At 68.2% G+C, this 23,674-nt stretch carries 21 protein-coding genes; 9 read left to right on the top strand and 12 right to left on the bottom strand.

What is annotated here, in order from left to right; genetic code table 11:
* Nucleotides 1-876 carry an AAA family ATPase gene (locus AU197_RS22860; RefSeq protein ID WP_064405746.1) on the bottom strand — a complete coding sequence of 292 codons (876 nt, stop codon included), beginning with the start codon at nucleotides 874-876 and terminating at the stop codon, nucleotides 1-3.
* Between the two features lie 15 nt (nucleotides 877-891).
* Nucleotides 892-2,148, bottom strand: a complete 1,257-nt coding sequence (locus AU197_RS22855) for a glutamate-5-semialdehyde dehydrogenase (protein ID WP_064405745.1) — start codon at nucleotides 2,146-2,148, stop codon at nucleotides 892-894.
* Nucleotides 2,149-2,222: 74 nt separating this feature from the next.
* On the opposite strand from AU197_RS22855, the gene AU197_RS22850 reads away from it, so the two are divergent.
* From AU197_RS22850 to AU197_RS22835, 4 genes are all read left to right on the top strand, one after another.
* Entirely contained in the window at nucleotides 2,223-3,113 is an 891-nt protein-coding gene (locus AU197_RS22850; protein WP_064405743.1) for a ribokinase, read from the top strand.
* Nucleotides 3,110-3,946, top strand: coding sequence for an enoyl-CoA hydratase/isomerase family protein (locus tag AU197_RS22845; protein WP_064405741.1), 837 nt, complete (start codon nucleotides 3,110-3,112; stop codon nucleotides 3,944-3,946). Before AU197_RS22850 ends, AU197_RS22845 begins: the two co-directional genes overlap by 4 nt.
* Before the next feature lie 66 nt (nucleotides 3,947-4,012).
* Nucleotides 4,013-4,342: an ArsR/SmtB family transcription factor gene (locus AU197_RS22840; RefSeq protein WP_064405738.1), complete on the top strand. Its 330-nt coding sequence runs from the start codon at nucleotides 4,013-4,015 to the stop codon at nucleotides 4,340-4,342.
* A gap of 5 nt (nucleotides 4,343-4,347) precedes the next feature.
* Nucleotides 4,348-4,950, top strand: a complete 603-nt coding sequence (locus AU197_RS22835) for a methyltransferase family protein (protein WP_064405736.1) — start codon at nucleotides 4,348-4,350, stop codon at nucleotides 4,948-4,950.
* 14 nt (nucleotides 4,951-4,964) lie between these two features.
* On the opposite strand, the gene AU197_RS22830 is transcribed toward AU197_RS22835, so the two are convergent.
* Nucleotides 4,965-7,019, bottom strand: coding sequence for an NAD(+) synthase (locus tag AU197_RS22830; protein ID WP_064405734.1), 2,055 nt, complete (start codon nucleotides 7,017-7,019; stop codon nucleotides 4,965-4,967).
* A gap of 43 nt (nucleotides 7,020-7,062) precedes the next feature.
* Between AU197_RS22830 and AU197_RS22825 the strand changes: the two genes are divergently transcribed.
* Genes AU197_RS22825 through AU197_RS22805 form a run of 5 tightly spaced genes read left to right on the top strand, consistent with a single transcriptional unit; the run spans nucleotide 7,063 to nucleotide 11,984 of the window.
* On the top strand, nucleotides 7,063-7,602 hold the full coding sequence (locus AU197_RS22825) for a cysteine hydrolase family protein (protein ID WP_064405732.1): 540 nt from the start codon (nucleotides 7,063-7,065) through the stop codon (nucleotides 7,600-7,602).
* A 35-nt stretch (nucleotides 7,603-7,637) separates the two neighbouring features.
* Complete coding sequence (locus AU197_RS22820; RefSeq protein ID WP_064405731.1) at nucleotides 7,638-9,971, top strand: molybdopterin oxidoreductase family protein; 2,334 nt, start codon at nucleotides 7,638-7,640, stop codon at nucleotides 9,969-9,971.
* Nucleotides 9,968-10,447 (top strand): hypothetical protein, encoded by a 480-nt coding sequence (locus AU197_RS22815; protein ID WP_064405729.1) that lies wholly within the window; start codon nucleotides 9,968-9,970, stop codon nucleotides 10,445-10,447. Before AU197_RS22820 ends, AU197_RS22815 begins: the two co-directional genes overlap by 4 nt.
* A 17-nt stretch (nucleotides 10,448-10,464) precedes the next feature.
* Nucleotides 10,465-11,316 carry an NAD-dependent protein deacetylase gene (locus tag AU197_RS22810; protein ID WP_064405728.1) on the top strand — a complete coding sequence of 284 codons (852 nt, stop codon included), beginning with the start codon at nucleotides 10,465-10,467 and terminating at the stop codon, nucleotides 11,314-11,316.
* Nucleotides 11,313-11,984: a hypothetical protein gene (locus tag AU197_RS22805; RefSeq protein ID WP_156434530.1), complete on the top strand. Its 672-nt coding sequence runs from the start codon at nucleotides 11,313-11,315 to the stop codon at nucleotides 11,982-11,984. The genes AU197_RS22810 and AU197_RS22805 overlap by 4 nt, the downstream gene beginning before the upstream one ends.
* Nucleotides 11,985-11,993: 9 nt before the next feature.
* Here AU197_RS22805 and proB read toward each other — a convergent pair whose 3' ends face one another.
* The 9 genes from proB to AU197_RS22760 all read right to left on the bottom strand — a co-directional run bounded on the left by proB (nucleotide 11,994) and on the right by AU197_RS22760 (nucleotide 23,616).
* Nucleotides 11,994-13,127, bottom strand: coding sequence for a glutamate 5-kinase (proB, locus tag AU197_RS22800; protein WP_064405726.1), 1,134 nt, complete (start codon nucleotides 13,125-13,127; stop codon nucleotides 11,994-11,996).
* Complete coding sequence (gene obgE, locus AU197_RS22795) at nucleotides 13,124-14,569, bottom strand: GTPase ObgE (protein WP_064405724.1); 1,446 nt, start codon at nucleotides 14,567-14,569, stop codon at nucleotides 13,124-13,126. The genes proB and obgE overlap by 4 nt, the downstream gene beginning before the upstream one ends.
* 83 nt (nucleotides 14,570-14,652) lie before the next feature.
* The gene (gene rpmA, locus AU197_RS22790) at nucleotides 14,653-14,919 is read right to left on the bottom strand and encodes a 50S ribosomal protein L27 (RefSeq protein WP_064405722.1); all 267 of its coding nucleotides are present in this window, start codon (nucleotides 14,917-14,919) and stop codon (nucleotides 14,653-14,655) included.
* Between the two features lie 11 nt (nucleotides 14,920-14,930).
* The gene (gene rplU / locus AU197_RS22785) at nucleotides 14,931-15,242 is read right to left on the bottom strand and encodes a 50S ribosomal protein L21 (RefSeq protein WP_064405721.1); all 312 of its coding nucleotides are present in this window, start codon (nucleotides 15,240-15,242) and stop codon (nucleotides 14,931-14,933) included.
* Between the two features lie 181 nt (nucleotides 15,243-15,423).
* Nucleotides 15,424-18,333: a ribonuclease E gene (gene rne, locus AU197_RS22780; protein ID WP_064405719.1), complete on the bottom strand. Its 2,910-nt coding sequence runs from the start codon at nucleotides 18,331-18,333 to the stop codon at nucleotides 15,424-15,426.
* A gap of 305 nt (nucleotides 18,334-18,638) precedes the next feature.
* On the bottom strand, nucleotides 18,639-19,046 hold the full coding sequence (gene ndk, locus AU197_RS22775) for a nucleoside-diphosphate kinase (RefSeq protein WP_064405971.1): 408 nt from the start codon (nucleotides 19,044-19,046) through the stop codon (nucleotides 18,639-18,641).
* A gap of 39 nt (nucleotides 19,047-19,085) precedes the next feature.
* Nucleotides 19,086-19,481 carry a DUF4233 domain-containing protein gene (locus tag AU197_RS22770; protein WP_064405717.1) on the bottom strand — a complete coding sequence of 132 codons (396 nt, stop codon included), beginning with the start codon at nucleotides 19,479-19,481 and terminating at the stop codon, nucleotides 19,086-19,088.
* Complete coding sequence (folC, locus tag AU197_RS22765) at nucleotides 19,478-20,959, bottom strand: bifunctional tetrahydrofolate synthase/dihydrofolate synthase (protein WP_082696811.1); 1,482 nt, start codon at nucleotides 20,957-20,959, stop codon at nucleotides 19,478-19,480. The genes AU197_RS22770 and folC overlap by 4 nt, the downstream gene beginning before the upstream one ends.
* Nucleotides 20,956-23,616, bottom strand: coding sequence for a valine--tRNA ligase (locus AU197_RS22760; RefSeq protein ID WP_064405716.1), 2,661 nt, complete (start codon nucleotides 23,614-23,616; stop codon nucleotides 20,956-20,958). The genes folC and AU197_RS22760 overlap by 4 nt, the downstream gene beginning before the upstream one ends.
* Nucleotides 23,617-23,674: the final 58 nt, after the last annotated feature.

Genomic DNA, 23,674 nt, shown 5'->3' with positions numbered 1-23,674 from the left:
TCAGTTGAGCCTCAGCTCGCCGGACGCCTTGACCTGGTCCGACTGGTGTTTGAGCACCACCCCGAGGGTGGCCGCGATCGTCGCATCGTCGATGGTGTCCATGCCCAGGGCCAGGATCGTGCGGCCCCAGTCGATCGTCTCGGCCACCGAGGGCAGCTTCTTGAGCTGCATCCCCCGCAACACGCCGATGATCTTGACAATCTCGTCGGCGAGCCGCTCGGGCAACTCGGGCACCCGGGACAGCAGGATGCGCCGTTCCAGGTCGGGATCGGGAAAGTCGATGTGCAGGAACAGGCAACGACGTTTGAGCGCCTCGGACAGCTCGCGGGTGGCGTTGGAGGTCAGCACCACGAACGGTGGCCGCTCGGCGGTAATCGTGCCCAACTCCGGGACGGTCACCGCGAAGTCCGAGAGCACCTCCAGCAGCAGGCCTTCGATCTCGATGTCGGCCTTGTCCGTCTCGTCGATCAGCAGCACGGTCGGCTCGGTACGCCGGATCGCGGTCAGCAGCGGGCGCGAGAGCAGGAACTCCTCGGAGAACACGTCGTCGCGCGTGCTGTCCCAATCGCCGTGTCCCGCTTGGATACGGAGTATCTGCTTGGCGTGGTTCCACTCGTAGAGGGCGCGGGCCTCGTCGACGCCTTCGTAGCACTGCAGTCGCACCAGACCCGAACCCGTCGATTGCGCGACGGCGCGGGCCAGTTCGGTCTTGCCGACCCCGGCGGGCCCCTCCACCAACAGCGGCTTGCCCAACCGATCGGCCAGGAAAACCGCTGTGGCGGTTGCGGTGTCGGGAAGATAGCCGGTTTCGGCGAGTCGCCTGCCGACGTCTTCGATGTCAGCGAAGAGCGGCGCTGGGCGCGCGGGGACGCTCACGAATAAGTCTCCTGTTCAGGCGGGGCGAGTATGACCGTCGCCCCACACGATCCATTTGGTCGAGGTCAGTTCGGGCAGACCCATGGGTCCGCGGGCGTGCAGCTTCTGGGTGGAGATGCCGATTTCGGCGCCGAACCCGAACTGCTCGCCGTCGGTGAACGCCGTCGATGCGTTCACCATCACCGCGGCGGCATCGACGCGGTCGGTGAAGCGTTGCGCGGCACCCAGGTCGGTGGCGACGATGGCTTCGGTGTGTCCGGTGCCGTATTCGTTGATGTGGGCGATCGCGGCATCGACGCCGTCGACCACCGCCATCGCGATGTCCATCGACAGGAACTCCGCGCGCAACTCGTCCTCGGACGGGTCGTCGTGCACCGTCACACCGGCGCGCCGCAGCGCCTCGGTCAGCCGCGGCAACGCGCGGTCGGCGATGGCGGCGTCGACCAGAACCGATTCGGCCGCGTTGCAGACGCTGGGTCGACGGGTCTTGGCGTTGAGCAGGATTCGTTCGGCGACGTCGAGGTCGGCCGATTCATGGATGTAGACATGGCAGTTCCCGACACCGGTCTCGATCGTCGGCACGGTCGCGTCACGCACGACGGCGTCGATGAGGCCGGCGCCGCCGCGGGGGATGACGACATCGACCAGCCCGCGGGCCTGAATCAGGTGCGTCACGCTGGCGCGGTCGGCGCTGGGCAGCAACTGCACGGCGTCCACCTCGAGCAGTTCGGTGGCCAGTGCCGCCCGCAACGCGTTCACCAGTGCGGCGTTGGAGTTGGCCGCCGAGGAGCTACCGCGAAGCAGCACCGCGTTACCGGACTTCAGCGTCAACCCGAACGCGTCGACCGTCACGTTGGGCCGGCCTTCGTAGACGATGCCGACGACGCCGAGCGGCACGCGCAGCTGGCGCAACTGCAAACCGTTGGGCAGCGTGCGGCCCTGCAACACCTCGCCGAGCGGATCGGGCAGCCGCGACACCTGACGCAGCCCGTCGGCGATGCCGTCGATCCGCTTCGGGTTCAGCGCGAGCCGATCGAGCATCGCCTCGGGCGTGCCTGCGGCACGGGCGACCTCGAGATCGCGCTCGTTGGCCTCCAGGATCTGGCTCGCCGACATCAGCACATGGTCGGCGGCGGTGTTCAGCGCACGGTTCTTGGTTTCCGAACTCAGGGTGGCCAGCGCGCGGGCCGCCGTGCGGGCCCGGCGGGCAGCGTCGTGCACCTGCTGGCGCAGGTCGGTGCTCACAGCGCCGACGGGTGCCTCCACACTCATTTATCCAGGGTATCGAACGAGGTTCGGACGTTCGACACGTGTCAGGCAGGGGCCCTGCATTAGCGTTGGGAGCCATGGCGCCGCGGGACTGCAGCCGGGTATGCGTGGTCGGCAGTGTCAACGCCGATCTGACGTTCACCGTTCGCGCCCTGCCCCGCCCGGGCCAGACGGTGCTGGCGTCGGATCTGTCGATGGCCCCCGGCGGCAAGGGCGGCAACCAGGCCGTCGCCGCGGCCAGGGCGGGTGCGCGGGTGCGGCTGGTCGCCGCGCTCGGCACCGACGGTTCGGCGGAGATGTTGCGCCACCACCTCAGCGTCAACGGTGTCGCACTCGACGGCGTCGTCACCGTGCCCGGGCCGAGCGGATCGGCCGTCATCACGGTGGACTCGTCGGCGGAGAACACAATCGTGGTCGCACCGGGCGCCAACGGCGCCCTGTCCGTGGACTCCGCCGATGTGCGCGCCCTGATCGCCGACAGCGACGTGGTGTTGTTGCAGTTGGAGATCCCGATCGCGACCGCGATCGCCGCTGCGCAGGTGGCGTCCGATGCCGGTGTGGTCGTCGTCGTCAACGCCTCGCCCGCCGGGGCACCGCCGCACGATCTGCTCGCACTGTCCGAGTTGGCCGATGTGGTCGTGGTCAACGAAACCGAGGCGGGCGCGTGGCACTGGCCGGTCCCCCATCTCGTGATCACCCGAGGTGCGCGCGGAGCGAGCTATCTGGGCGACGGCGAACGCTTCAGCGTCCCCGCCCCTGCGGCGCGCGCAGTCGACACCACCGGCGCGGGTGACGTGTTCGCCGGCGTGCTCGCCACGCACTGGCTCGACGGCCACGAACTCGCCCTGCGCAGGGCCTGCGCAGCGGCGGCCCTGTCGACTCTCATACCGGGAGCGGGTGACTGCGCGCCCTACGCCGACGCCATCGACGACGCTGTGTCCAACAAGGCAACAGAAAGGCAGTTATGACGACCACCCAGCCGAGCACCACCGACGCCCCGCGGCCGCCCGAGGGGGACTGGCTCGGCACCCCGTTCCTGAAGTTCACCCGCGAGGGTGCGTTCGGGGTGTGCCGGCTCGACCGGCCGGAGGCCCGCAACGCGATGACGCCCGCGATGTACTTCGGCATCAAGTACGCGGTCAAGCACGTCGAGAGCGACCCGGATCTCGCGGGCCTGTTGATCACCGGCACCGGCGACGTCTTCGCTCCCGGCGGCGACATGGGTGGGGGTGGCGCCGACAACTGGATGACGTTCGGGTCGGCGCTGGGTATGGACGCGTTGCCGTTCGACACGCTGCGCCAGTCGGCGAAGCCGGTGGTGGCCGCGGTCAACGGGCTGTGCCAGGGCGGGGGGCTGCAGATCGCGCTGTGTGCCGACATCGCCGTGGTCAGCGACCGGGCCACGTTTCGGGTGCCCGAGCTGTACCGCGGGATCGCCGACACCTACTACAGCCACATGCTGGCGAGGCTGATCGGGCCCGTCCGCACCCGCGACTTGATGTTCACCGGGCGGACGCTGACGGCCGCCGAGGCGCACGACTGGGGCATGGTTGCGCGGGTCGTGCCGCACGACGAGCTGGCCGACGCGGCCCGCGAGGTGCTCGCGCAGTGCTGCCGGACCGCGCCGGCGGCCCGAACCGTGGTCAAGTCCAGCCTCGACAACTACATCGGCCTCTACGACCGGATCGGCATGCAGGCCAGCCTTGGGGCGCCCGAGTCGATCGAGGGCTTCATGGCCTTCAAGGAGCGCCGCTCGCCGAACTGGGTGCACCCGGATCTGCGCATCGACGGCCGCCTCTGAGTGCGATCGTGAACGGCTGATAGTTCAGCATTGGCTGAATACAGCGTGTGATGTACCGTCTGCGTCATGCAGACGGTCACTCACAGCGATGCGCTGGCACGGTTCGGTTGCGCCCTGTCGGACCCGACGCGGGCCGAGATCCTGCTGATCCTGCGCGATGGCCCCGGATATCCGTCCGAGCTGGCCGACAAGATCGGCGTCTCCCGCCAGATCCTGTCCAACCACCTGGCATGCCTGCGGGGCTGCGGTTTGGTGACCGCGCAGCCGGAGGGCCGCCGCAGCCGCTACGAACTCGCCGATGAGCGCATCGCGCATGCGCTCGACGACCTGGTCGGTCTGGTGCTCGAGGTCGACCCGGCCTGCTGCCCCGCCGCCGCCGAGGACGCCTGCTGCTGATGACAATGCCGATCGTCGCCATCGCCCTGTTCGTGGTGTTCGCCGTGCTCGGATTCGGTTGGCGCAGTTGGCAACAGAAGCGCCGCACCGGATCGACAGGCTTTCGCGGAATCAGCGGCCGCCCGCTGTCGCTCGAATGGTTAGCCGGCGTGGGGTTCATCGTTTCGATGGGCGCCGCGGTGTTCGCCCCGATCCTGCAACTGGCGGGCGTCGTCTCACCGCTGGCGCCGCTCGACCACCCGTGGCTCAACGTCGCAGGCATCGCGATCGCGGTGGCCGGCATCGCCGCAACGCTGTACGCGCAGGTCGACATGGGCGACTCGTGGCGCATCGGGGTCGACGCCAGTGAGACCACCACGTTGGTGCGCCACGGCGTGTTCGGGTGGGTGCGCAACCCGATCTTCACCGCGATGATGGTGTTCGGCTTCGGGATCGCCCTGATCACACCGAATCTCGTCGCGGTGATCGGCTTCGTGCTGCTGGTCGCGACGATCGAGACCCAGGTCCGTGTCGTCGAGGAACCGTACCTGTTGACCGTGCACGGCGATTCCTACCGCGACTACCTCGCAACCGTCGGGCGGTTTGTTCCCGTCGTGGGACGGCGCTGACGCGATCGCGCCCCTTACTCTTCGGGAATCTCGCGCTCGATCTCGTCGAGCCAGGTGCGGGCGGACATGTCCGACGGCGCGCGCCAGTCCCCTCGCGGCGAGAGCGATCCACCGTGGGACACCTTGGGTCCGTTCGGCACCGCCGACCGCTTGAACTGCGCGAACGAGTAGTACCGCTGCGCGAAGACCTGCAGCCAGTGCCGGATCTCCTTGAGCGAATACGACGGACGCTTGTTCTCGGGGTATCCGGTCGGCCACTCGCCGCGCTGGGGATCGCTCCAGGCGTGCCAGGCCAGGAACGCGACTTTGGAGGGCCGGAACCCGAAGCGCAGCACTTGGAAAAGCGAGAAGTCCTGCAGCACGTAGGGCCCGACCTTGGACTCGCTGCTCTGGATCTCCTCGTCCTCGCCGGCGGGGACCAGCTCCGGCGAGATCTCGGTGTCGAGCACCGACTGCAGCACCTCGTTGACCTTGTCGTCGAACTGCTGAGACGAGATCACCCAGCGAATCAGGTGCTGGATCAACGTCTTCGGAACACCGCCGTTGACGTTGTAGTGCGACATCTGATCGCCCACACCGTAGGTCGACCAGCCCAGCGCGAGCTCCGACAGGTCGCCGGTGCCCAGCACGATTCCACCGCGCTGGTTGGCCAGCCGGAACAGGTAATCGGTGCGCAGCCCGGCCTGCACGTTCTCGAACGTGACGTCGTAGACCTTCTCCCCGCGACCGAACGGGTGGTCGATGTTTGTGAGCATCAACTCCGCTGTGGAACTGATGTCGAGTTCGGTGAACGTCACACCCAGCGCCTCGGCCAGCCGCTCGGCGTTGCCCTTGGTCCTCTCCCCGGTCGCGAATCCGGGCATGGTGAACGCGAGAATGTCGCTGCGCGGGCGCTGTTCGCGATCCATCGCGCGCGCGGCGACGATCAAGGCGTGCGTCGAGTCCAGTCCTCCGGACAGCCCGAGCACGATCTTGGGGAAGTCCAGGGCGCGCAGGCGCTGTTCGAGCCCGGCCACCTGAATGCTGTAGGCCTCGTAGCAATCCTGTTCCAGCCGTTCGGGATCCGACGGGACGAACGGGAAGCGCTCGATGTGGCGCAGCAGCCCGACATCGCCGGTCGGCGGATCGAGCTGGAACTCCACCCGCCGATAGGCGTCGGTCGATGCCGCGTGGTGCCTGCGGTTGTCGTCGAAGGTGCCCATCCGGATGCGTTCGGACCGCAGCAATTCCAGATCGACGTCGGCGACGGATCGTCGTTCGCCCTTGGGGAAGCGCTCGGATTGCGCCAGGCATTCGCCGTTCTCCCAGATCATCGTCTGACCGTCCCAGGCCAGGTCGGTCGTCGACTCACCCTCCCCCGCCGCGGCGTACACATAGGCAGCCAGGCAGCGCGCCGACGCCGAGCGGGCCAGCAGGCAGCGGTCTTCCGAGCGTCCGATCGTTATCGGGCTTCCGGACAGGTTCGCCAACACCGTCGCGCCCGCCAGTGCCGCCGGCGCGCTCGGCGGGATCGGCACGAACATGTCCTCACAGATCTCGACGTGCAACACGAAACCGGGCAGGTCGGCCGCGGTGAACAACAGATCGGGCCCGAACGGGACGTCGGCCCACTCCCCCCCGCGTCCCATCCGGATCGCGCCACGCACATCGTCGCCGGGGGCCATCTGCCTGCGCTCGTAGAACTCGCGATAGGTCGGCAGGTAGGACTTGGGCACCACACCGAGCACCTGGCCGCGGTGGATCACGACGGCGGTGTTGTAGATGCGGTGGCGATAGCGCAGCGGTGCGCCGATCACCAGGACCGGCATCAGGTCGGCGGAGGCGACGACGATGTCGAGCACCGCGTCCTCGACCGCATCCAGCAGCGCGTCCTGCATCACGATGTCCTCGAGGGAATATCCCGACAGCGTCAGCTCGGGAAAGACCGCGAGCGCGACGCTGTCGTCATGGCAGGCGCGCGCCAGCCGCAGCACCGACTCGGCGTTGGCCTGCGGATCCGCGAGCGCCGTGTGGTGCGTGCAGGCTGCGACGCGGACGAACCCGTGCCGATACGCCGAGTAGAAATCCATGCCTCATTGTTGCCCGAAAACCGAACAGGGTATGCAAGTCCCCATGAGTGACACCGCCGTGCTGGTCATCGACATGATGAACACCTACCAACATCCTGACGCCGAGAAGCTGGCGCCGAACGTCGCCGAGATCATCGATCCGCTCTCCAAGCTCGTCGCCGAGGCCCGGGAACGCGACGACGTGGACCTCATCTACGTCAACGACAACTACGGCGATTTCACCGCGGAATTCAGCGACATCGTGCAATCGGCCCTGAAGGGTGAGCGGCCGGACCTGGTCGAGCCGATCGTTCCCCAGAAGGGCTGCCGGCTGATGACGAAGGTGCGCCACAGCGCCTTCTACGCCACGGCACTCGCGTACCTGCTGGGGCAGTTGAAGCCTCAGCGGGTCATCCTGACCGGACAGGTCACCGAGCAGTGCATCCTCTACACGGCGCTCGACGCCTATGTTCGCCACTTCCCCGTCGTCGTCCCGCCCGACGCCGTCGCCCATATCGACCCCGAACTCAGCGACGCCGCACTGACCATGATGAAAAGCAATATGAGCGCCGAGATCACGCCCGCGGCGCAGTGCTTGCAGTGAGGTTTCACCCGGCCTCGACCGGGTAGGCCGTCCGGGTGCCCGCCAATCGGATCGCCGAACCCTGGGGCGCGCGGACTCCGTATCCACGCGACGGACACTGGCCCGCGCGACCGGACATGCATCTCGCCGAGGGCGTGACGCCGGAATCGGTTGACCGCTGGGTGCAATCGGCAGCCATCCTGCACTCCAACGGCGACGGCTTGGACATCGCGGTCAAGGACGGCCGGATCGTCGGCGTGCGGGGCCGCGAGGGTGACCGTGTGAACCACGGTCGACTGGACCCAAAAGACTTCTACGGGTGGCAGGCCAACGCCTCGCCCGATCGCCTCACCACGCCGATGGTCCGCGTCAACGGGCAACTGACCGAATGTGATTGGGACACCGCCATGGATCAGGTGGTGCGGCACAGCAAGCGCCTGCTCCGCCGGTACGGCCCTTCGGCGTTCGGGTTCTACACCTCGGGGCAGCTGTTCCTCGAGGAGTACTACACGCTCGGGGTGATCGCCCACGGCGCGATCGGCACCAACCACGTCGACGGCAACACCCGGTTGTGCACCGCGACGGCCGCCGAGGCGCTCAAGGAGTCCTTCGGCTGCGACGGCCAACCCGGTTCCTACGCCGACGTCGATCACGCCGACGTCATCGCGCTCTACGGCCACAATGTCGCCGAAACCCAGACCGTGTTGTGGATGCGGGTGCTCGACCGGCTGGCCGGGCCCAACCCGCCGGCCATCGTGTGCGTCGATCCGCGGAAGACCCCGGTGGCCGAGCACGCGACGGTGCATCTGGCACCGCTGCCCGGCACCAACGTCGCTCTGATGAACGGCCTGCTGCACGAGATCGTCGCCAATGACTGGATCGATCGCGACTACATCGGCGCGCACGCCGTCGGTTTCGACGAGCTGCGCAAGCGCGTCGCGGAATTCCCGCCCGAGCGCGCCGCCGAGATCTGCGGCGTCTCCGCCGCCGACATCCGCGCCGCGGCACGCTTGCTGGGCACCGCGCAACGACTGCTTTCGACGGTGCTGCAAGGCTTTTACCAGTCCCACCAGGCCTCGGCCGCCGCGGTTCAGGTCAACAACGTGCACATCCTGCGCGGCATGCTCGGCCGGCCGGGATGTGGGGTGCTGCAGATGAACGGGCAGCCCACCGCCGAGAACACCCGCGAGTGCGGCGCCGACGGCGACCTGGCCGGCTTCCGGAACTGGTCCAACGACAGCCACATCGAGGAATTGGCCCAACTGTGGAACCTCGACATGACGCAGATCCCGCACTATGCGCCCCCGACGCATGCGATGCAGATGTTCCGCTACGCCGAACAGGGCACGCTGCGCCTGCTGTGGATCAGCGCGACGAATCCGGCGGTGTCACTGCCCGAATTGCGCCGCATCCGCAGCATTCTGAGCCAGCAGCGACTGTTCGTCGTCGTACAGGATATCTTTCCCACGGAGACAACCGAACTCGCCGACGTGGTGCTGCCCGCCGCCGCGTGGGGCGAGAAGACCGGGACGTTCACCAACACCGATCGCACCGTGCACCTGTCGGAGAAGGCCGTCGACCCGCCCGGTCAGGCCCGCCCCGACCTCGACATCTTCCTGGACTACGCGCGCCGCATGGATTTCCGTGACCGCGACGGCAATCCGCTGCCGTCCTGGACGGGACCGGAGTCTGCGTTCACCGCGTGGCAGCGTTGCAGCGCCGGGCGGCCGTGCGACTACACCGGCCTGAGCTACGACAAGCTGCGCGGCGGCAGCGGAATCCAATGGCCGTGTAACGCCGAGCATCCCGACGGCACCGAACGCCTCTACGCCGACGGGAGATTCTGGGCGGCGCCCGACTACTGCGAGGCGTACGGCAAGGACCTGATCACCGGCGCACCGCTGGAGCCGACCGAATACCGGGCGATGAATCCGGACGGCAAGGCGATCATCAAGGCGGCCGAATACCTTCCGGCGCATGAGGTTCCGAGCGACGACTACCCGTTCGCGCTGATCACCGGCCGGACGGTGTATCACTTTCACACCAGGACCAAGACCGGGCGGGTCCCCGAGCTCACTGCGGCGGCCCCGGAGGTGTGGGTCGAAATGGCCGAGGCCGATGCGCGGCGCCTCGGTGTCCGCGACGGCGACCTTGCCGAGATCGAGACACCGCGCGGGCGCGTCCGCGCCAAGGCACGCATCACCGGCATCCGCGCGGGCGTGCTGTTCCTGCCGTTCCACTACGGCTACTGGGACGCCGGCGACGGTGAGCACGACCGGGCCGCCAACGAGCTCACCCGAACCGACTGGGACCCCGTGTCCAAGCAACCGATCTTCAAGACCGCGGCGGCCCGGCTGGCCGTCGTTGCGGCCGGAACGGAGTCCCGATGAAACTCGGCCTGGCGTTGCGCGAATTGCACCGCTCCGAACTGCGGCTGGCCCGCACGCTCGACGCGATCGCCGCGCGCCACCACAACGACCACGGCATCTATCACGTCGCGATGGACCTCACCGTCTGGTCACGCGAGCACGTCGACCTGATCGCGCAGATCGGGCGTCGCTACGGCGTGCGGTTGCGCGCGCATCCGCGGACCAAGGCCGTCACCGAGGTGGCCCAGCAGTGGGTCAGCGACCGGCTGGGCCGACGGCCCGAGCCCGCCCTGCTGTTGCTGGCGGATCTGAGGCGGCTGCACCGGCTGTCGGCCGGCGTCTCGCTGGACTGGGAACTGCTGGCCCAGGGCGCCCAGGCGGCCAAGGACGAGCGGCTACTCGAGCTGACCCAGCGGTGCCATCCACAAGCCCTGCGACAGATGCGGTGGGCAAACGCGATGCTCAAGGAGCTCTCGCCGCAGGCGCTGGCCAACTAGCGCCTACCCTCGACTAGGTGGAGGCACCCGAACTCGTCGCCCTGCTGCGTGACCGGCGGATCGCCGTGCTCACCGGGGCGGGCATGTCCACCGACTCCGGGATTCCCGACTACCGTGGTCCGGATTCTCCGCCGAGCAACCCGATGACGATCCGCCAGTTCACCTCCGACCCCGTTTTTCGACAGCGCTACTGGGCGCGCAACCACCTCGGCTGGCGCCATATGGATGCCACGCTGCCCAACGCCGGCCATCGGGCGCTGGCCGCGCTCGAGGCGGCGGGTGCGGTGTCGGCGCTGATCACCCAGAACGTCGACCTGTTGCACACCAAGGCGGGCAGCGACAACGTCGTCAATCTGCACGGCACGTACGCGCAGGTGATCTGCCTCGAGTGCGCGCACACTATGACCCGCGCCGCCCTGGCCGACCTGTTGGAGGAGGCCAACCCGGGGTTCGCGCAGCGGGTCGCGGAGTCCGTGGGCGGCATCGCGGTCGCCCCGGACGCCGACGCCGTCGTCGGCGAGACCACATCGTTTCGGGTCGTCGACTGCCCCAGTTGCGGCGGGATGCTCAAACCCGACATCGTCTACTTCGGCGAGAGTGTCCCGAAAGAGCGGGTGGCCCAGGCGTATTCGCTGGTCGATGCGGCAGATGCGCTACTGGTCGCCGGGTCGTCGCTGACGGTGTACTCGGGCTACCGGTTCGTGCGCCACGCCGCGGCGGCCGGTATGCCGATCGCGATCATCAACCGCGGACCCACCCGCGGCGATGCGCTGGCGACGGTCAAGGTCGACAACGGGTGCTCGCCCATGCTGGCGCTGCTGGCCGACGAGCTGCCAGGCGTCGCGACGTCGGTTGGATTGACGGCGTGACGCAGACATCAGAGGACGCTTCGTGGCTCCGTGAGCTGATCGACCGGCATCGTCCTGATCCCGGGCCGGTCACCGGCCGGTGGGCGCTGGGCATCGGCGACGTGATCGCCGGGCACTCGCTGACACCGGACAAACTGCGGTGGCTCATCCGCAAGCTCAACCACTTCGGCGGCGTGGCCATCAGCGAGGATTCGGTCGAGTTCGACGGGGACACCGTCGACTGGGCGAAGGTCGAAGAGGTTCGCACCCGCAGTCTGATCGAGTACCTGTTCACCGGCGGAGTGGACAAGCAGATCGACAAGCTGCCGCTGCCGTGGTTCCCGTTTCGTCGCAAGGTGCTCGGCGCGGTTTCGCGTGCGGCGCTGACGCTTCTGCTGGTAGCGGCCAAGCAGCAGCTCGAAGGCGGCGCATTGGAGATTCGGATCCCGGCGGAGGTGCGCTATGACGGCCTGTTGGGCACTCGCGAGCTCACACCGGGAATGCTCGCAGCGGTGATCCTGGCCGATCCGGTGGTCCGCGAATGCTTCGAGGCCACCGCCCAGGCCAACGACGTGAGGGTGCGGCCGGCCGAAGACGACGTCATGGCCAGCGCCGACGAGCGTGCCGAGCAGATCAAGACCGTGCTCGACGGGATCTCGAGGCGCATCCGATCGCTGGGCGATCACTGACGCACCGGCTCAGACGGCGACGAGGTCGTCGGCGTGCACGGCGGGCCGTCGCAGCTCCGGGGACAGGTCCGACGTCGAGCGGCCGAGCATCGTCGCGAGCTCGCCGCGGTCGTAGGCGACGACACCGCGCGCGACCATCGTCCCGTCCTGTGCGCGCAACTCGACGACGTCGCCGCCGTAGAAGCGCCCCGACACCGCGGTGATACCGGCCGGCAGCAGCGAGCGTCGCTGCGTGACCACGGCGCGCACCGCCCCGTCGTCGAGTGTCAGCGCGCCCGCGGCCTCGGCGGCATAGCGCACCCAGAATCGCCGCGCCGACATCCGTTCGGGCCGCGGGGCGAACACCGTGCCGACGGACGCGTCGGCCAGCGCGGTCGCCGCATCCGAGGCCGCCGCCAACAACACCGGCACCCCCGCATCGGCGGCCAGCAGCGCCGAGGACAGCTTCGACGCCATCCCGCCGGTACCCAGATGGCTTCCCGTGCCGGCCACCACGCCGTCGAGGTCGTCCGGCTGCGACACCTCGGCGATGAAGTGCGCGTTACCTTTTCGCGGATCCGAGTCGTAGAGCCCGTCGATGTCGGACAGCAGGACCAGCGCGTCGGCGCCGACCAGGTGAGCGACCAGTGCCGAGAGCCGGTCGTTGTCGCCGAACCGGATCTCGTTGGTGGCCACGGTGTCGTTCTCGTTGACGATCGCCACCGCGTGCAGCGCCCGCAACCGGTCGAGTGTGCGCTGGGCGTTGGTGTGCTGCACCCGCATGGAGATATCGTGCGCGGTCAGCAGCACCTGGCCGACGGTGCGGTCATAGCGCGCGAAGGCCGCGCTCCACGCGTTGACCAGTGCCACCTGACCGACGCTGGCGGCCGCCTGTTTGGTGGCCAGGTCGGCGGGGCGTCTGTTCAGCCGCAGCGGTTCGATGCCCGCCGCGATCGCGCCCGACGACACGATCACCACGTCCGAGCCAGACCGCATCCGGCCCTCGATGGCCTCGACCAGCACCGCGAGCCTGCCGGCGTCGAACACTCCGGACGGTGTGGTCAGCGCTGTGGTACCGATCTTGACGACGATGCTGCGCGCGGTGCGGACCGCTTCCCGGTGTGCGGAGCGCGCCGACTCCGCGGAGCGCGCGGCGTCCGTCATGACTCCCCGCCGGGGCGCCGCCGTTCCCGCCGCGCTGCCTTACGTTCGGCGGCCCCGACGCGATCGGTCTGCTCGAGCCGCTGATCGGTACCGCGACCCGACATCGGCACATCCACCCCGGCGGGTGTCTGCGGCTCCCAGTCGAAGGTGACCTCACCGATGGTCACCGCACATCCGGGCCGCGCGCCCAGCTTCAGCAGCTCGTCTTCGACGCCCAGGCGCGCCAGCCGGTCACCGAGGTAGCCGACCGCCTCGTCGTTGTCGAAATCGGTTTGCGCGACCCACCGTTCGGGCCGGACGCCGTGCACGACGAAGCCGCCGTGTCCGTCCGGCTCCACAGTGAAACCGCTCTCGTCCACGGGGACCGGACGGATGACGGGGCGCCGCGGCACCACCGGGGGTTGGGATTCGCGGTAGGTCGACACCATCTCCCACAGCGCGAACGTCAACGGCCGCAACCCTTCCCGGGTCACGGTGGACACCTCGAAGACGGGCCAGCCGTAACGCCGCCCGATCTCCTCGCGGACGAATTCGGCCAGCTCGCGGGCGTCGGGCACGTCGATCTTGTTCAACACCACCGCACGCGGACGCTCGGCGAGGTCGCCCAGCGTCGAATCACCTTGCAGCGTCGGGGTGTACGCGGCCAGCTCGGCTTCCAGCGCGTCGATGTCGGAGACGGGGTCGCGTCCGGGCTCCATGGTCGCGCAGTCCACGACGTGGACCAGCACGGCGCAGCGTTCGATGTGGCGCAGAAAGTCCAGTCCCAGCCCGCGCCCCTGCGAGGCGCCGGGGATCAGGCCGGGCACGTCGGCGACGGTGAAGGTGTTCCCGCCTGCGGACACCACGCCCAGGTTGGGCGCCAGCGTCGTGAACGGATAGTCGGCGATCTTCGGTTTGGCCGCCGAGATCACCGACACCAACGAGGACTTGCCTGCGGACGGGAAGCCGACCAGTCCGACGTCGGCGACCGTCTTGAGTTCGAGCGTCAGGTCGCGGACCTGACCCTTCTCCCCCAGCAGCGCGAAACCCGGCGCCTTGCGTGCCCGCGACGCCAGCGCGGCATTGCCCAGGCCGCCGCGGCCACCGGCGGCCGCTTCGAAGCGGGTGCCCGCGCCGACGAGGTCGGCGAGCAGCCGGCCGTCTTCGTCGAGCACGACCGTGCCGTCGGGAACCTTGACCTCGAGGTCGGCGCCCGCTGCCCCGTCACGGTTACCGCCGGCGCCCTGCTTGCCCGAGGGTGCGACGACGTGGGGATGGAAGTGGAAGTCGAGCAGCGTGTGCACTTGCGGATCGACGACCAGGATCACGCTGCCGCCGCGACCGCCGTTGCCGCCGTCGGGGCCGCCGAGGGGTTTGAACTTCTCGCGGTGGACCGAGGCGCAGCCGTTACCACCGTTGCCGGCCCGCGCGTGGATGACGACGCGGTCGACGAAGCGAGGCATCGGTCCTTCCTTTCCGTGACGAGTGTGAGCTACTGCCAGCTTCAGCCGGGATGTCGCAGCAGCATCACATTCGCGGCGGGAAGTCAGGCCTCCTGCGGTGCCGGTCGAACGACGCTGACGGTCTTGCGGCCGCGCTTAGAGCCGAACTCGACGGCGCCGGGGGCGGTGGCGAACAGGGTGTCGTCACCTCCGCGGCCGACGTTGACACCGGGATGGAAGTGAGTGCCACGCTGGCGGACCAGGATTTCGCCGGCCTTGACGATCTGGCCGCCGAACCGCTTGACCCCGAGCCGCTGTGCGGCTGAGTCACGACCGTTACGCGAGCTGGAAGCGCCCTTTTTGTGTGCCATGTCTGATTCCTCTACTTGATCCCGGTGACCTTGAGGACGGTCAGCTGCTGACGGTGGCCCTGCCGCTTGTGGTAGCCGGTCTTGTTCTTGAACTTGTGGATGCGGATCTTCGGTCCCTTGGTGTGCTCGAGGATCTCACCGGTGACGGCGACCTTCTCCAGCGACTTGGCGTCGGAGGTCACCTTCGACCCGTCGACGAGCAGGGCCACGGGCAACGAGACGCTGGCGCCCGGCTCGGACTCGAGCTTCTCGACCTTCACCACGTCGCCGACGGCGACCTTGTACTGCTTGCCGCCGGTCTTGACGATTGCGTACGTGGCCATCGTGCTGCTAACTCCTACGTCGTTCATTGGGCGCGCGCGATTTCCCGCTGCGCTGGTCTGGGTTTGCGACTGCCGCCGACTCGCATGGTCCAGCCTGGCGACAACTGCTCAAGGCTACTTGAGCCGCCGCATGAGGGTCAAATCACCGCAGGTCACGGCTCGTCGGCACCCGGTCACCAGGTCAGTCCTCACGGCGCGGTGGGCCCGCGGGTCGTGCGGCCGCGCGGCGTCGGTGCCGCCCGCCGGAGACGGTCGCGGATGCGACCCCCCTGGGGTTGTAGTCGCCGGACTCGTCGTCTTCGTATGAATCCTCGTCCTCGGAATCCTCGTCGTCATCCTCTGAGTCGTCATCCTCTGAGTCGTCATCGGAGTCGTCATCGGAGTCGTCGGCGCCGATGACCTCGATGTCGTCGTCGATGTCGTCCTCGTCGTCGTCGGAATCCAGGTCGATTTCGTCCTCGTCCTCGGAATCCTCGTCGTCGTCCTCGTCGGACTCGTCGAAGTCCTCGTCCTCGAGGTCCTCGATATCGTCCTCGCCCGACTCGATCACCGCGGTACGGATGGCCTCCGAACTGGCTTCGGCACGGGCTTCCGCGTCGGTCTCGGCGGTCTCCTTCGGCTTCTGCTTCCGGCGCTCATCGTCGGTGGTGTCATCGTCGGTGTCGTCGTCTGCGTCGTGGCGACCGTTGGCGGCGGCCATCGCCTTGAACATCGGGTGCTCGCCGGCGGGATGGGGCGGCACCTTGGCCACCGCGACGTCGTCGGCCTTGCCGCCACGCTTGCCGCGCTTACCGCGCCGGCCGCCGGTGTCGGACTTGCGTCCGCCGCTCGACGTCGAGTCGACCGGGTCGCCGTGCAACACGATCCCGCGTCCGCCGCAGTGTGTGCACGGCGTCGAGAACGCCTCCACCAGACCCGTGCCGAGCCGTTTGCGCGTCAACTGGACCAGGCCCAGCGAGGTCACCTCCGAGACCTGGTGGCGGGTCCGGTCGCGGGCCAGCGCCTCGGTCAGCCGCCGCAGCACCAGGTCGCGGTTGGATTCGAGCACCATGTCGATGAAGTCGATCACCACGATGCCGCCGATGTCGCGCAGCCTCAGCTGGCGCACGATCTCCTCGGCCGCCTCCAGGTTGTTGCGGGTGACGGTCTGCTCGAGGTTGCCGCCCGACCCGGTGAACTTGCCGGTGTTGACGTCGACGACGGTCATGGCCTCGGTGCGGTCGATGACGAGCGTGCCGCCCGACGGTAGCCACACCTTGCGGTCCATCGCCTTGGTCAGCTGCTCGTCGATGCGGTGCACCGCGAACACGTCGGGACCGTCGGGAGAAGCGGGCTCGTACTTCGTCAACCGTGGAAGAAGTTCGGGCGCAACAGAATTCACGTAGTCGTTGATAGTGTTCCAGGCGTCGTCGCCGGAGACCGTCAGACCGGTGAAGTCCTCGTTGAACAAGTCGCGGATCACCTTGACCAACACATCGGGCTCTTCGTAGAGCGCGACGGCCGCACCGGCCTTCTTGGCGGTGATGTCGGCGGCCTTGGCCTCGATCTCGGACCAGCGTTTCGCCAGGCGTTCGACGTCGTTGCGGATGTCCTCTTCTTTGACGCCCTCCGACGCGGTGCGGATGATCACCCCGGCGTCGGGCGGCACGACCTCGCGCAGAATCTCCTTGAGACGCTGACGTTCCGTGTCGGGCAGTTTGCGGCTGATGCCGGTCGACGAGGCCCCGGGCACATAGACCAGGTACCGGCCCGCCAACGACACCTGCGTCGTCAACCGGGCGCCCTTGTGCCCGACGGGGTCCTTGCTGACCTGGACCACGACGTAGTCGCCCGGCTTGAGCGCCTGTTCGATCTTGCGGGCCGCGCCGCCGAGTCCGGCGGCTTCCCAGTTGACCTCGCCGGCATAGAGGACACCGTTGCGTCCGCGGCCGATGTCGACGAAGGCGGCCTCCATCGAGGGCAACACGTTCTGCACGATGCCGAGGTAGATGTTGCCCACCAGCGACGCGGACGCCGCGGAGGTCACGAAGTGCTCGACGACGACGCCGTCCTCGAGCACCGCGATCTGGGTGTAGCGGGCGCCCTCGTGCGGGGGTTCGGTGCGGACCTTGTCGCGGACGACCATCATCCGTTCGACGGCCTCGCGCCTGGCCAGGAATTCGGCCTCGCTCAGGATGGGCGGGCGGCGCCGGCCGGCGTCTCGGCCGTCACGCCGGCGTTGCCGTTTGGCCTCCAGCCGGGTCGACCCGCTGATGCCCTGGATCTCTCCGTCGCCGCTGCCGGCCTTGTCGTTCCTGGTCGACTTCCGCGGTTCCCGCTCGTGCACGACGGTGTTGGGCGGATCGTCGGGCGAACCCGCGTCGCTGTCGTCGCCCGATCCCGATTTGCGGCGACGGCGGCGGCGACGACGACGGGTCGCGCCGTCGGCTCCGGTGCTCTCGTCGTCGCCGTTGTCTTCGTCGGAGTCGTCCGAGTCGTCGCCGTTCTGGTCGGTGCCCTGAGAACCGCCCTGACCGGCGTCCCCTTCGCCGTCGGCGTCATCGCCGTTCTGCTCACCACGGCCGCGGCCTCGTCCGCGCCTGCCGCGGCGGCGGCGGCGACCGGAGGGACGCTCGGACTGGTCGTCGTCGCTGTCCTGGCCGTCGTCATCGTCGTCGTCCGTGTCGTCCTCATCGTCGTCGGCGGCGTCGTAATCGAATCGGACCGGCTGCGGCGCGACGAACAACGGCATGTATTCGGCGCGCTCCGGCGCCTCCTCGGTGGGGGTCTCCAGGAGCAGACGGGACTCCGGCTCTTCTCCGTTGCTGGGTTCGGCGGCATCCGCGGATTCCGCGGCATCCACGACCTGGGGCGTCTGCGGCGCCTCGGCACCGTCGGCAAGCGCTTCGCGCACGCGTTGCGCCTCGTCCTCCTCGACAGTGGAGTCGGCGCTGCGAGGGCGTCCGTCCAGCTCGGTCAGCGCCTGGATAACCCGCTCGCTGGTGGTGCCCAGCACCTGAGCGAGCGAATCGACTCTCAGCGACTCCGGCTGAGAGTCCTGCGCTTCTCGCGTGTCTTCAGATAGGTCTTCGGTTGGGGCATCTTCGGCCACGTAGTCTCCTTAAGCCCCCGGGCGCGTCATGTTTGACGCGGCCACGCGAGGGCTTCCGCTATGGACCCGGGTGACTTCCCCGAGCTTGTTGTGGTCTCGCTCCGAGCGGCCCACTGGGGACCATCCCGGTGCCGGTCTGAATGATGGCTGGACGGTCGGCGCCGCATCACGCGTGGCGATGGTCGCGCACGTCTAAGTCTTCATTCGGGTGTCCGGTCCCGGTTGGCGGCCGGTCACCCGAGTCGAGTATCCCACATCACGACGCCCCGCCCGACCAGGCTGGGCGAGACGGGTCGCGAAATCCTCTACTTGCTGGGGAACCAGAGATCGATCTCGCGCGCGGCGGACTCCGGGGAATCCGAGCCGTGAACGAGGTTGTCCTGGGTGATCAGGGCCAGGTCACCGCGAATGGTCCCGGGGGCGGCCTTCTCCACGGGGTCGGTTCCGCCTGCGACCTGACGGAATGCGGCGATGGCACGCGGGCCTTCGACGACCGCCGCCACGACCGGGCCCGATGTGATGAACGCGAGCAGCGAATCGAAGAACGGCTTGCCCTCGTGCTCGGCGTAATGCCTGCGGGCCAGCTCGTCGCTGACGGTCACCAGCTTCAACTCGGCGATCGCCAGGCCTTTGCGTTCGACTCGGGAAAGAATCTCGCCGACAAGACGCCGCTTGACGCCGTCGGGCTTGACCAACACGAGGGTCCGTTCAATCGGCTCAGTCACGGCCGACAGAATAGCCGCCGCGATCGACTACTCCGGCGGACGCTGTTGACCAGGCAGGAGTCCCCGCTTCTGTCGGCGCAGCACCTCCGCGCGCAGATATGCGATGAGCAGCCACACCACCAGGAAGATCACCCCGACGAAGGCGATCGCCCCGTCGAGGACGACGCCGGCGATCAAGACGACCTGAAGACCCACGTTCACCCAGATGGCCCACGGTCTGCCCTGCACACCGGCCAACAGCACCAGGATCACCGCCATCCCGATGAGAAAACCTCCGGTGGCCGCCGTGAGCCCGCCCCCGAGGTTGGCCACCACCGGCAGCGCCAGCAGCACGACGATGGCTTCGAGGATCAGGGTGCCCGCCATCACCCCGCGGAAGCTCTTCCACGGATCCGGCTGCTGCTCGGGCGCCGGTTCGGTCATTGCGGATCCTTTCCGAACAACGTGCGGGCCGCTCCCGCGGTGACGACCGAGCCGGTGATCACGATCCCCGCCCCGCCCATCAGTTCGCCTTCGATGGCCGACTCCTCGACGATCGCGGTGGCGGTCTCGATCGCGTCAGGCAGCGTCGCCGCGGTGACCACCCGCTCGGGGCCGAATCTCTGCTCGGCCAGCAGCGCCAACGCCGCCACGTCCAGCGCGCGCGGTGATCCGTTGTGGGTGACGACGACCTGGTCGAACACCGGCTCCAGGGCGGCCAGGATGCCGTCGACGTCTTTGTCGCCCATCACCGACACGACGCCGACCAGAAACCGGAAGTCGAACTCCTCCTGCAGCGCCTGCGCCAACGCCGCAGCTCCCGCCGGGTTGTGCGCCGCATCGATGAAAACCGTTGGCGCGCTGCGCATTCGCTCCAGCCGGCCGGGACTGGTCACCGCGGCGAAGCCCGCCCGCACGGCGTCCACGTCCAGTTGGCGCTGCGCCCCCGCGCCGAAGAACGCCTCGACCGCCGCCAGCGCCAGCGCGGCGTTGTGCGCCTGGTGTTCTCCGTGCAGCGGCAGAAAGATTTCGGAGTAGAGGCCGCCGAGCCCCTGCAGCTCGAGCAACTGTCCGCCGACGGCGACCTGCCTGCCGAGCACCGCGAACTCCGAATCCTCGCGGGCGACCGCCGCATCGACGCGCACGGTTTGTTCCAGCAGCGCCTCCATCGCCTCGGGCGCCTGCCTGCCGATGATCACGACCGTATCGGTCGGCACCAGATCTTCTTCCTGTTTGCCGATGATCCCGGCCTTCTCCGCGGCGATCTCGGCGAGGGTGTCGCCCAGATACTCGGCGTGGTCCACCCCGATCGGGGTGATCACGGTGACGGGCGCGTTCACGACGTTGGTGGCGTCCCAGCGACCGCCGAGGCCGACCTCGACCACCGCGACGTCGATCGGCGCATCGGCGAACGCGGCGAACGCCATCGCCGTCACCACTTCGAACTTGCTCATGGCGGGCCCGGGCTTTCCGAGAACGCCGGCCTCGGACTGCTGATCGACCAGGTGCACGAACGGCTCGATCTCGCGATAGGTGTCGACATAGGCCGCGGGACTGATCGGCTTGCCGTCGATCGAGATGCGCTCGACGGCCGATTGCAGATGCGGGCTGGTGGTGCGGCCGGTGCGGCGATGCAACGCGGTCAACAGCGCGTCGACCATCCGCGCGACCGACGTCTTCCCGTTGGTGCCCGCGATGTGGATCGACGGGTAGCCGCGCTGCGGCGAACCGAGCAGTTCCAGCAACGCCGAGATGCGCGTCGTGCTGGGTTCGAGTTTCGTTTCGGGCCAACGCTGGTCGAGTAGGTGCTCGACTTGCAGGAGCGCCGCGATCTCGTCGGGTGAGGGTTCGCGATCCGGAGGCGGTCGCCCGGGCGACTCCGGGTCGAGATAGGGCCGGTCGTCCGGGTCGGGGTCGGTCATCGCAGCGCGGCCAACCTTGCGGTGATGCGCTCGACTTCCTCCTGGGCGATCTGCTGGCGTCCGCGGATCTTGTCGACGACGTCGGCGGGTGCCTTCGCCAGGAACGCCTCGTTTCCGAGTTTGCCTGTCGTGCCGGCCAGTTCCTTCTGCGCCGCGGCGAGATCCTTTTCCAGTCGGCGCCGCTCGGCTGCCACGTCGACGGTGCCGGAGGTGTCGACCTCGACGGTCACCGTGCCGCGCGACAGCCGCACCTCGATCGCGGCGGTCGGGGTGAATCCGTCACCGTCGGTGGTCAGCCAGGCCAGCGATCGCACGGCGGGCACCTGCGCCTGCAGGTCCGCGGCGGCGATGTCGGACAACCGCGCCGGCACCTTCTGCCGGTCGTTGAGTCCCTGATCGCTGCGGAAGCGGCGCACCTCGGTGATCAGTTTCTGCATGTCGGCGACCCGTTGCGCGGCAAGAGGATCGAGCGTGAAACCCGATGGTGTCGGCCAGTCGGCGATCACCAGCGACTCGCCTCCGGTCAGCGTCTTCCACAACACCTCGGTGACGAACGGCATCACCGGATGCAGCAGCTTGAGAAGCGTGTCGAGCACCGCGGCCAGCACGGCCGTCGTGTGCGTGATCCCCTCGGCGAGTTGCACCTTGGCCAGCTCGACGTACCAGTCGCAGAACTCGTCCCAGGCGAAGTGGTAGAGCGACTCGCACGCACGGCTGAACTCGTAGGCGTCGAACGCCGAATCCACTTCGACGCGAACCTGTTCCATCCGGCCGAGAATCCACCGGTCGGCGTCGGTCAGTTCGGCGGTGTCGGGCAGCGGAGCGGGTGCGGCCCCGTTCATCAACGCGAACCGCGTGGCGTTGAACAGCTTCGTGGCGAAGTTTCGTGAGGCTCGCGCGTGATCCTCGCCGATGGACAGGTCACCGCCGGGGCTCGCCCCGCGGGCCAGCGTGAATCGCAACGCGTCGGCGCCGAAGATCTCCACCCAGTCCAGCGGGTCGATCCCGTTACCGCGCGACTTGCTCATCTTGCGGCCGTGCTCGTCGCGAATCAGACCGTGCAGGAAGACGTTTTCAAATGGAACCTGCGGACGTGACTTTTTCGCATGCCCGTCTCCCGTGATCGCGGGGTCGTCGGCGACGAAGGTGCCGAACATCATCATCCGCGCCACCCAGAAGAACAGGATGTCGTAGCCGGTGACCAGCACGGTCGTCGGATAGAACTTGGCGAGCTCGGGCGTGTGGTCCGGCCAGCCCATGGTGGAGAAGGGCCACAGCGCCGAACTGAACCAGGTGTCGAGCACGTCGGGGTCCTGCTCCCAGCCCTCGGGCGGCGTCTCGTCGGGCCCGACGCAGACGGTCTCGCCGTCGGGGCCGTGCCAGATCGGGATGCGGTGACCCCACCACAGCTGGCGCGAGATGCACCAGTCGTGCATGTTGTCCACCCACGCGAACCACCGCGGCTCGAGGCTCGGCGGGTGAATGACGGTGTCGCCGTTGCGAACCGCGTCACCGGCGGCCTTGGCCAACGCCTCGACCTTGACCCACCACTGCAGCGACAGCCTGGGCTCGATCGGCTCACCGCTGCGTTCGGAGTGCCCGACGCTGTGCACGTACGGCCGCTTCTCGGCGACGATGCGGCCTTGCGCGGCCAGCGCCTCGCGGACCTTGACCCGGGCTTCGAAGCGGTCTTGGCCGTCGAATTCCGTTCCGGTGCCGGTGATTCGGCCTTTGGTGTCCATGATGGACGGCATCGGTAGCCCGTGGCGCAGGCCGATCTCGAAGTCGTTGGGGTCATGGGCGGGAGTCACCTTGACCGCGCCCGTACCGAATTCGGGGTCGACGTGTTCGTCGGCGACGATGACGATGTCGCGGTCGACGAACGGGTGCGCCAGCGTCTTGCCGACCAGGTCACGGTATCGCTCGTCGTCGGGGTGCACGGCGATCGCCGTGTCGCCCAGCATCGTCTCCACGCGGGTGGTGGCCACGACGATATGCGGCTCGCCGTCGTTGAGGGAGCCGTACCGGAACGACACCAGCTCGCCCTCGATGTCCTCGTATTTGACCTCGAGATCGGAGATCGCGGTCTCGAGCACCGGCGACCAGTTGACCAGCCGCTCGGCCTGGTAGATCAGGCCCGCGTCGAAGAGTCGCTTGAAGATCGTGCGCACCGCGCGCGACAGGCCCTCGTCCATGGTGAACCGTTCGCGGCTCCAATCGACGCCGTCACCGAGTCGGCGCATCTGCGCGCCGATGGTGCCGCCGGATTCCCGCTTCCAATCCCAGACCTTGTCGATGAACAGGTCGCGGCCGAAGTCCTCTTTGGTCTTGCCGTCGACCGCGAGTTGCTTTTCGACGACCGACTGCGTGGCGATGCCGGCGTGATCCATGCCCGGCAACCACAGCACCTCGAAACCCTGCATCCGCTTGCGGCGGGTCAGCGCATCCATCAGCGTGTGGTCCAGCGCGTGACCCATGTGCAGGTTGCCGGTGACGTTCGGCGGGGGCAGCACGATCGAGTAGGGCGGCTTGTCACTGGTCGCGTCGGCGGTGAAGTAGCCGGCCTTGACCCAGCCCTCGTAGAGATCGCTCTCCACCGCGGCCGGGTCCCAGGACTTGGGCAGGGCTTCAGCAGAGGATCGGGGGCTGGCGGTCACCCCGCAATTCTAGGAATGCAGCGCGCGGCGTCGCCAAGTGCCCCGAACAGAGCGGTTT

The sequence above is a fragment of the Mycobacterium sp. IS-1590 genome, assembly GCF_001500025.1.
GTDB lineage: Bacteria > Actinomycetota > Actinomycetes > Mycobacteriales > Mycobacteriaceae > Mycobacterium.
This window is presented reverse-complemented; position numbering and strand designations above follow the sequence as displayed.

Bases quoted from the DNA above. Each gene is read 5' to 3' on its own strand.
- AU197_RS22855 (WP_064405745.1), bottom strand. From the start codon at position 2,148: ATGAGTGTGGAGGCACCCGTCGGCGCTGTGAGCACCGACCTGCGCCAG.
- AU197_RS22850 (WP_064405743.1), top strand. From the start codon at position 2,223: ATGGCGCCGCGGGACTGCAGCCGGGTATGCGTGGTCGGCAGTGTCAAC.
- AU197_RS22845 (WP_064405741.1), top strand. From the start codon at position 3,110: ATGACGACCACCCAGCCGAGCACCACCGACGCCCCGCGGCCGCCCGAG.
- AU197_RS22840 (WP_064405738.1), top strand. From the start codon at position 4,013: ATGCAGACGGTCACTCACAGCGATGCGCTGGCACGGTTCGGTTGCGCC.
- AU197_RS22835 (WP_064405736.1), top strand. From the start codon at position 4,348: ATGCCGATCGTCGCCATCGCCCTGTTCGTGGTGTTCGCCGTGCTCGGA.
- AU197_RS22830 (WP_064405734.1), bottom strand. From the start codon at position 7,019: ATGGATTTCTACTCGGCGTATCGGCACGGGTTCGTCCGCGTCGCAGCC.
- AU197_RS22825 (WP_064405732.1), top strand. From the start codon at position 7,063: ATGAGTGACACCGCCGTGCTGGTCATCGACATGATGAACACCTACCAA.
- AU197_RS22815 (WP_064405729.1), top strand. From the start codon at position 9,968: ATGAAACTCGGCCTGGCGTTGCGCGAATTGCACCGCTCCGAACTGCGG.
- proB (WP_064405726.1), bottom strand. From the start codon at position 13,127: ATGACGGACGCCGCGCGCTCCGCGGAGTCGGCGCGCTCCGCACACCGG.
- obgE (WP_064405724.1), bottom strand. From the start codon at position 14,569: ATGCCTCGCTTCGTCGACCGCGTCGTCATCCACGCGCGGGCCGGCAAC.
- rpmA (WP_064405722.1), bottom strand. From the start codon at position 14,919: ATGGCACACAAAAAGGGCGCTTCCAGCTCGCGTAACGGTCGTGACTCA.
- rplU (WP_064405721.1), bottom strand. From the start codon at position 15,242: ATGGCCACGTACGCAATCGTCAAGACCGGCGGCAAGCAGTACAAGGTC.
- AU197_RS22770 (WP_064405717.1), bottom strand. From the start codon at position 19,481: ATGACCGAACCGGCGCCCGAGCAGCAGCCGGATCCGTGGAAGAGCTTC.
- folC (WP_082696811.1), bottom strand. From the start codon at position 20,959: ATGACCGACCCCGACCCGGACGACCGGCCCTATCTCGACCCGGAGTCG.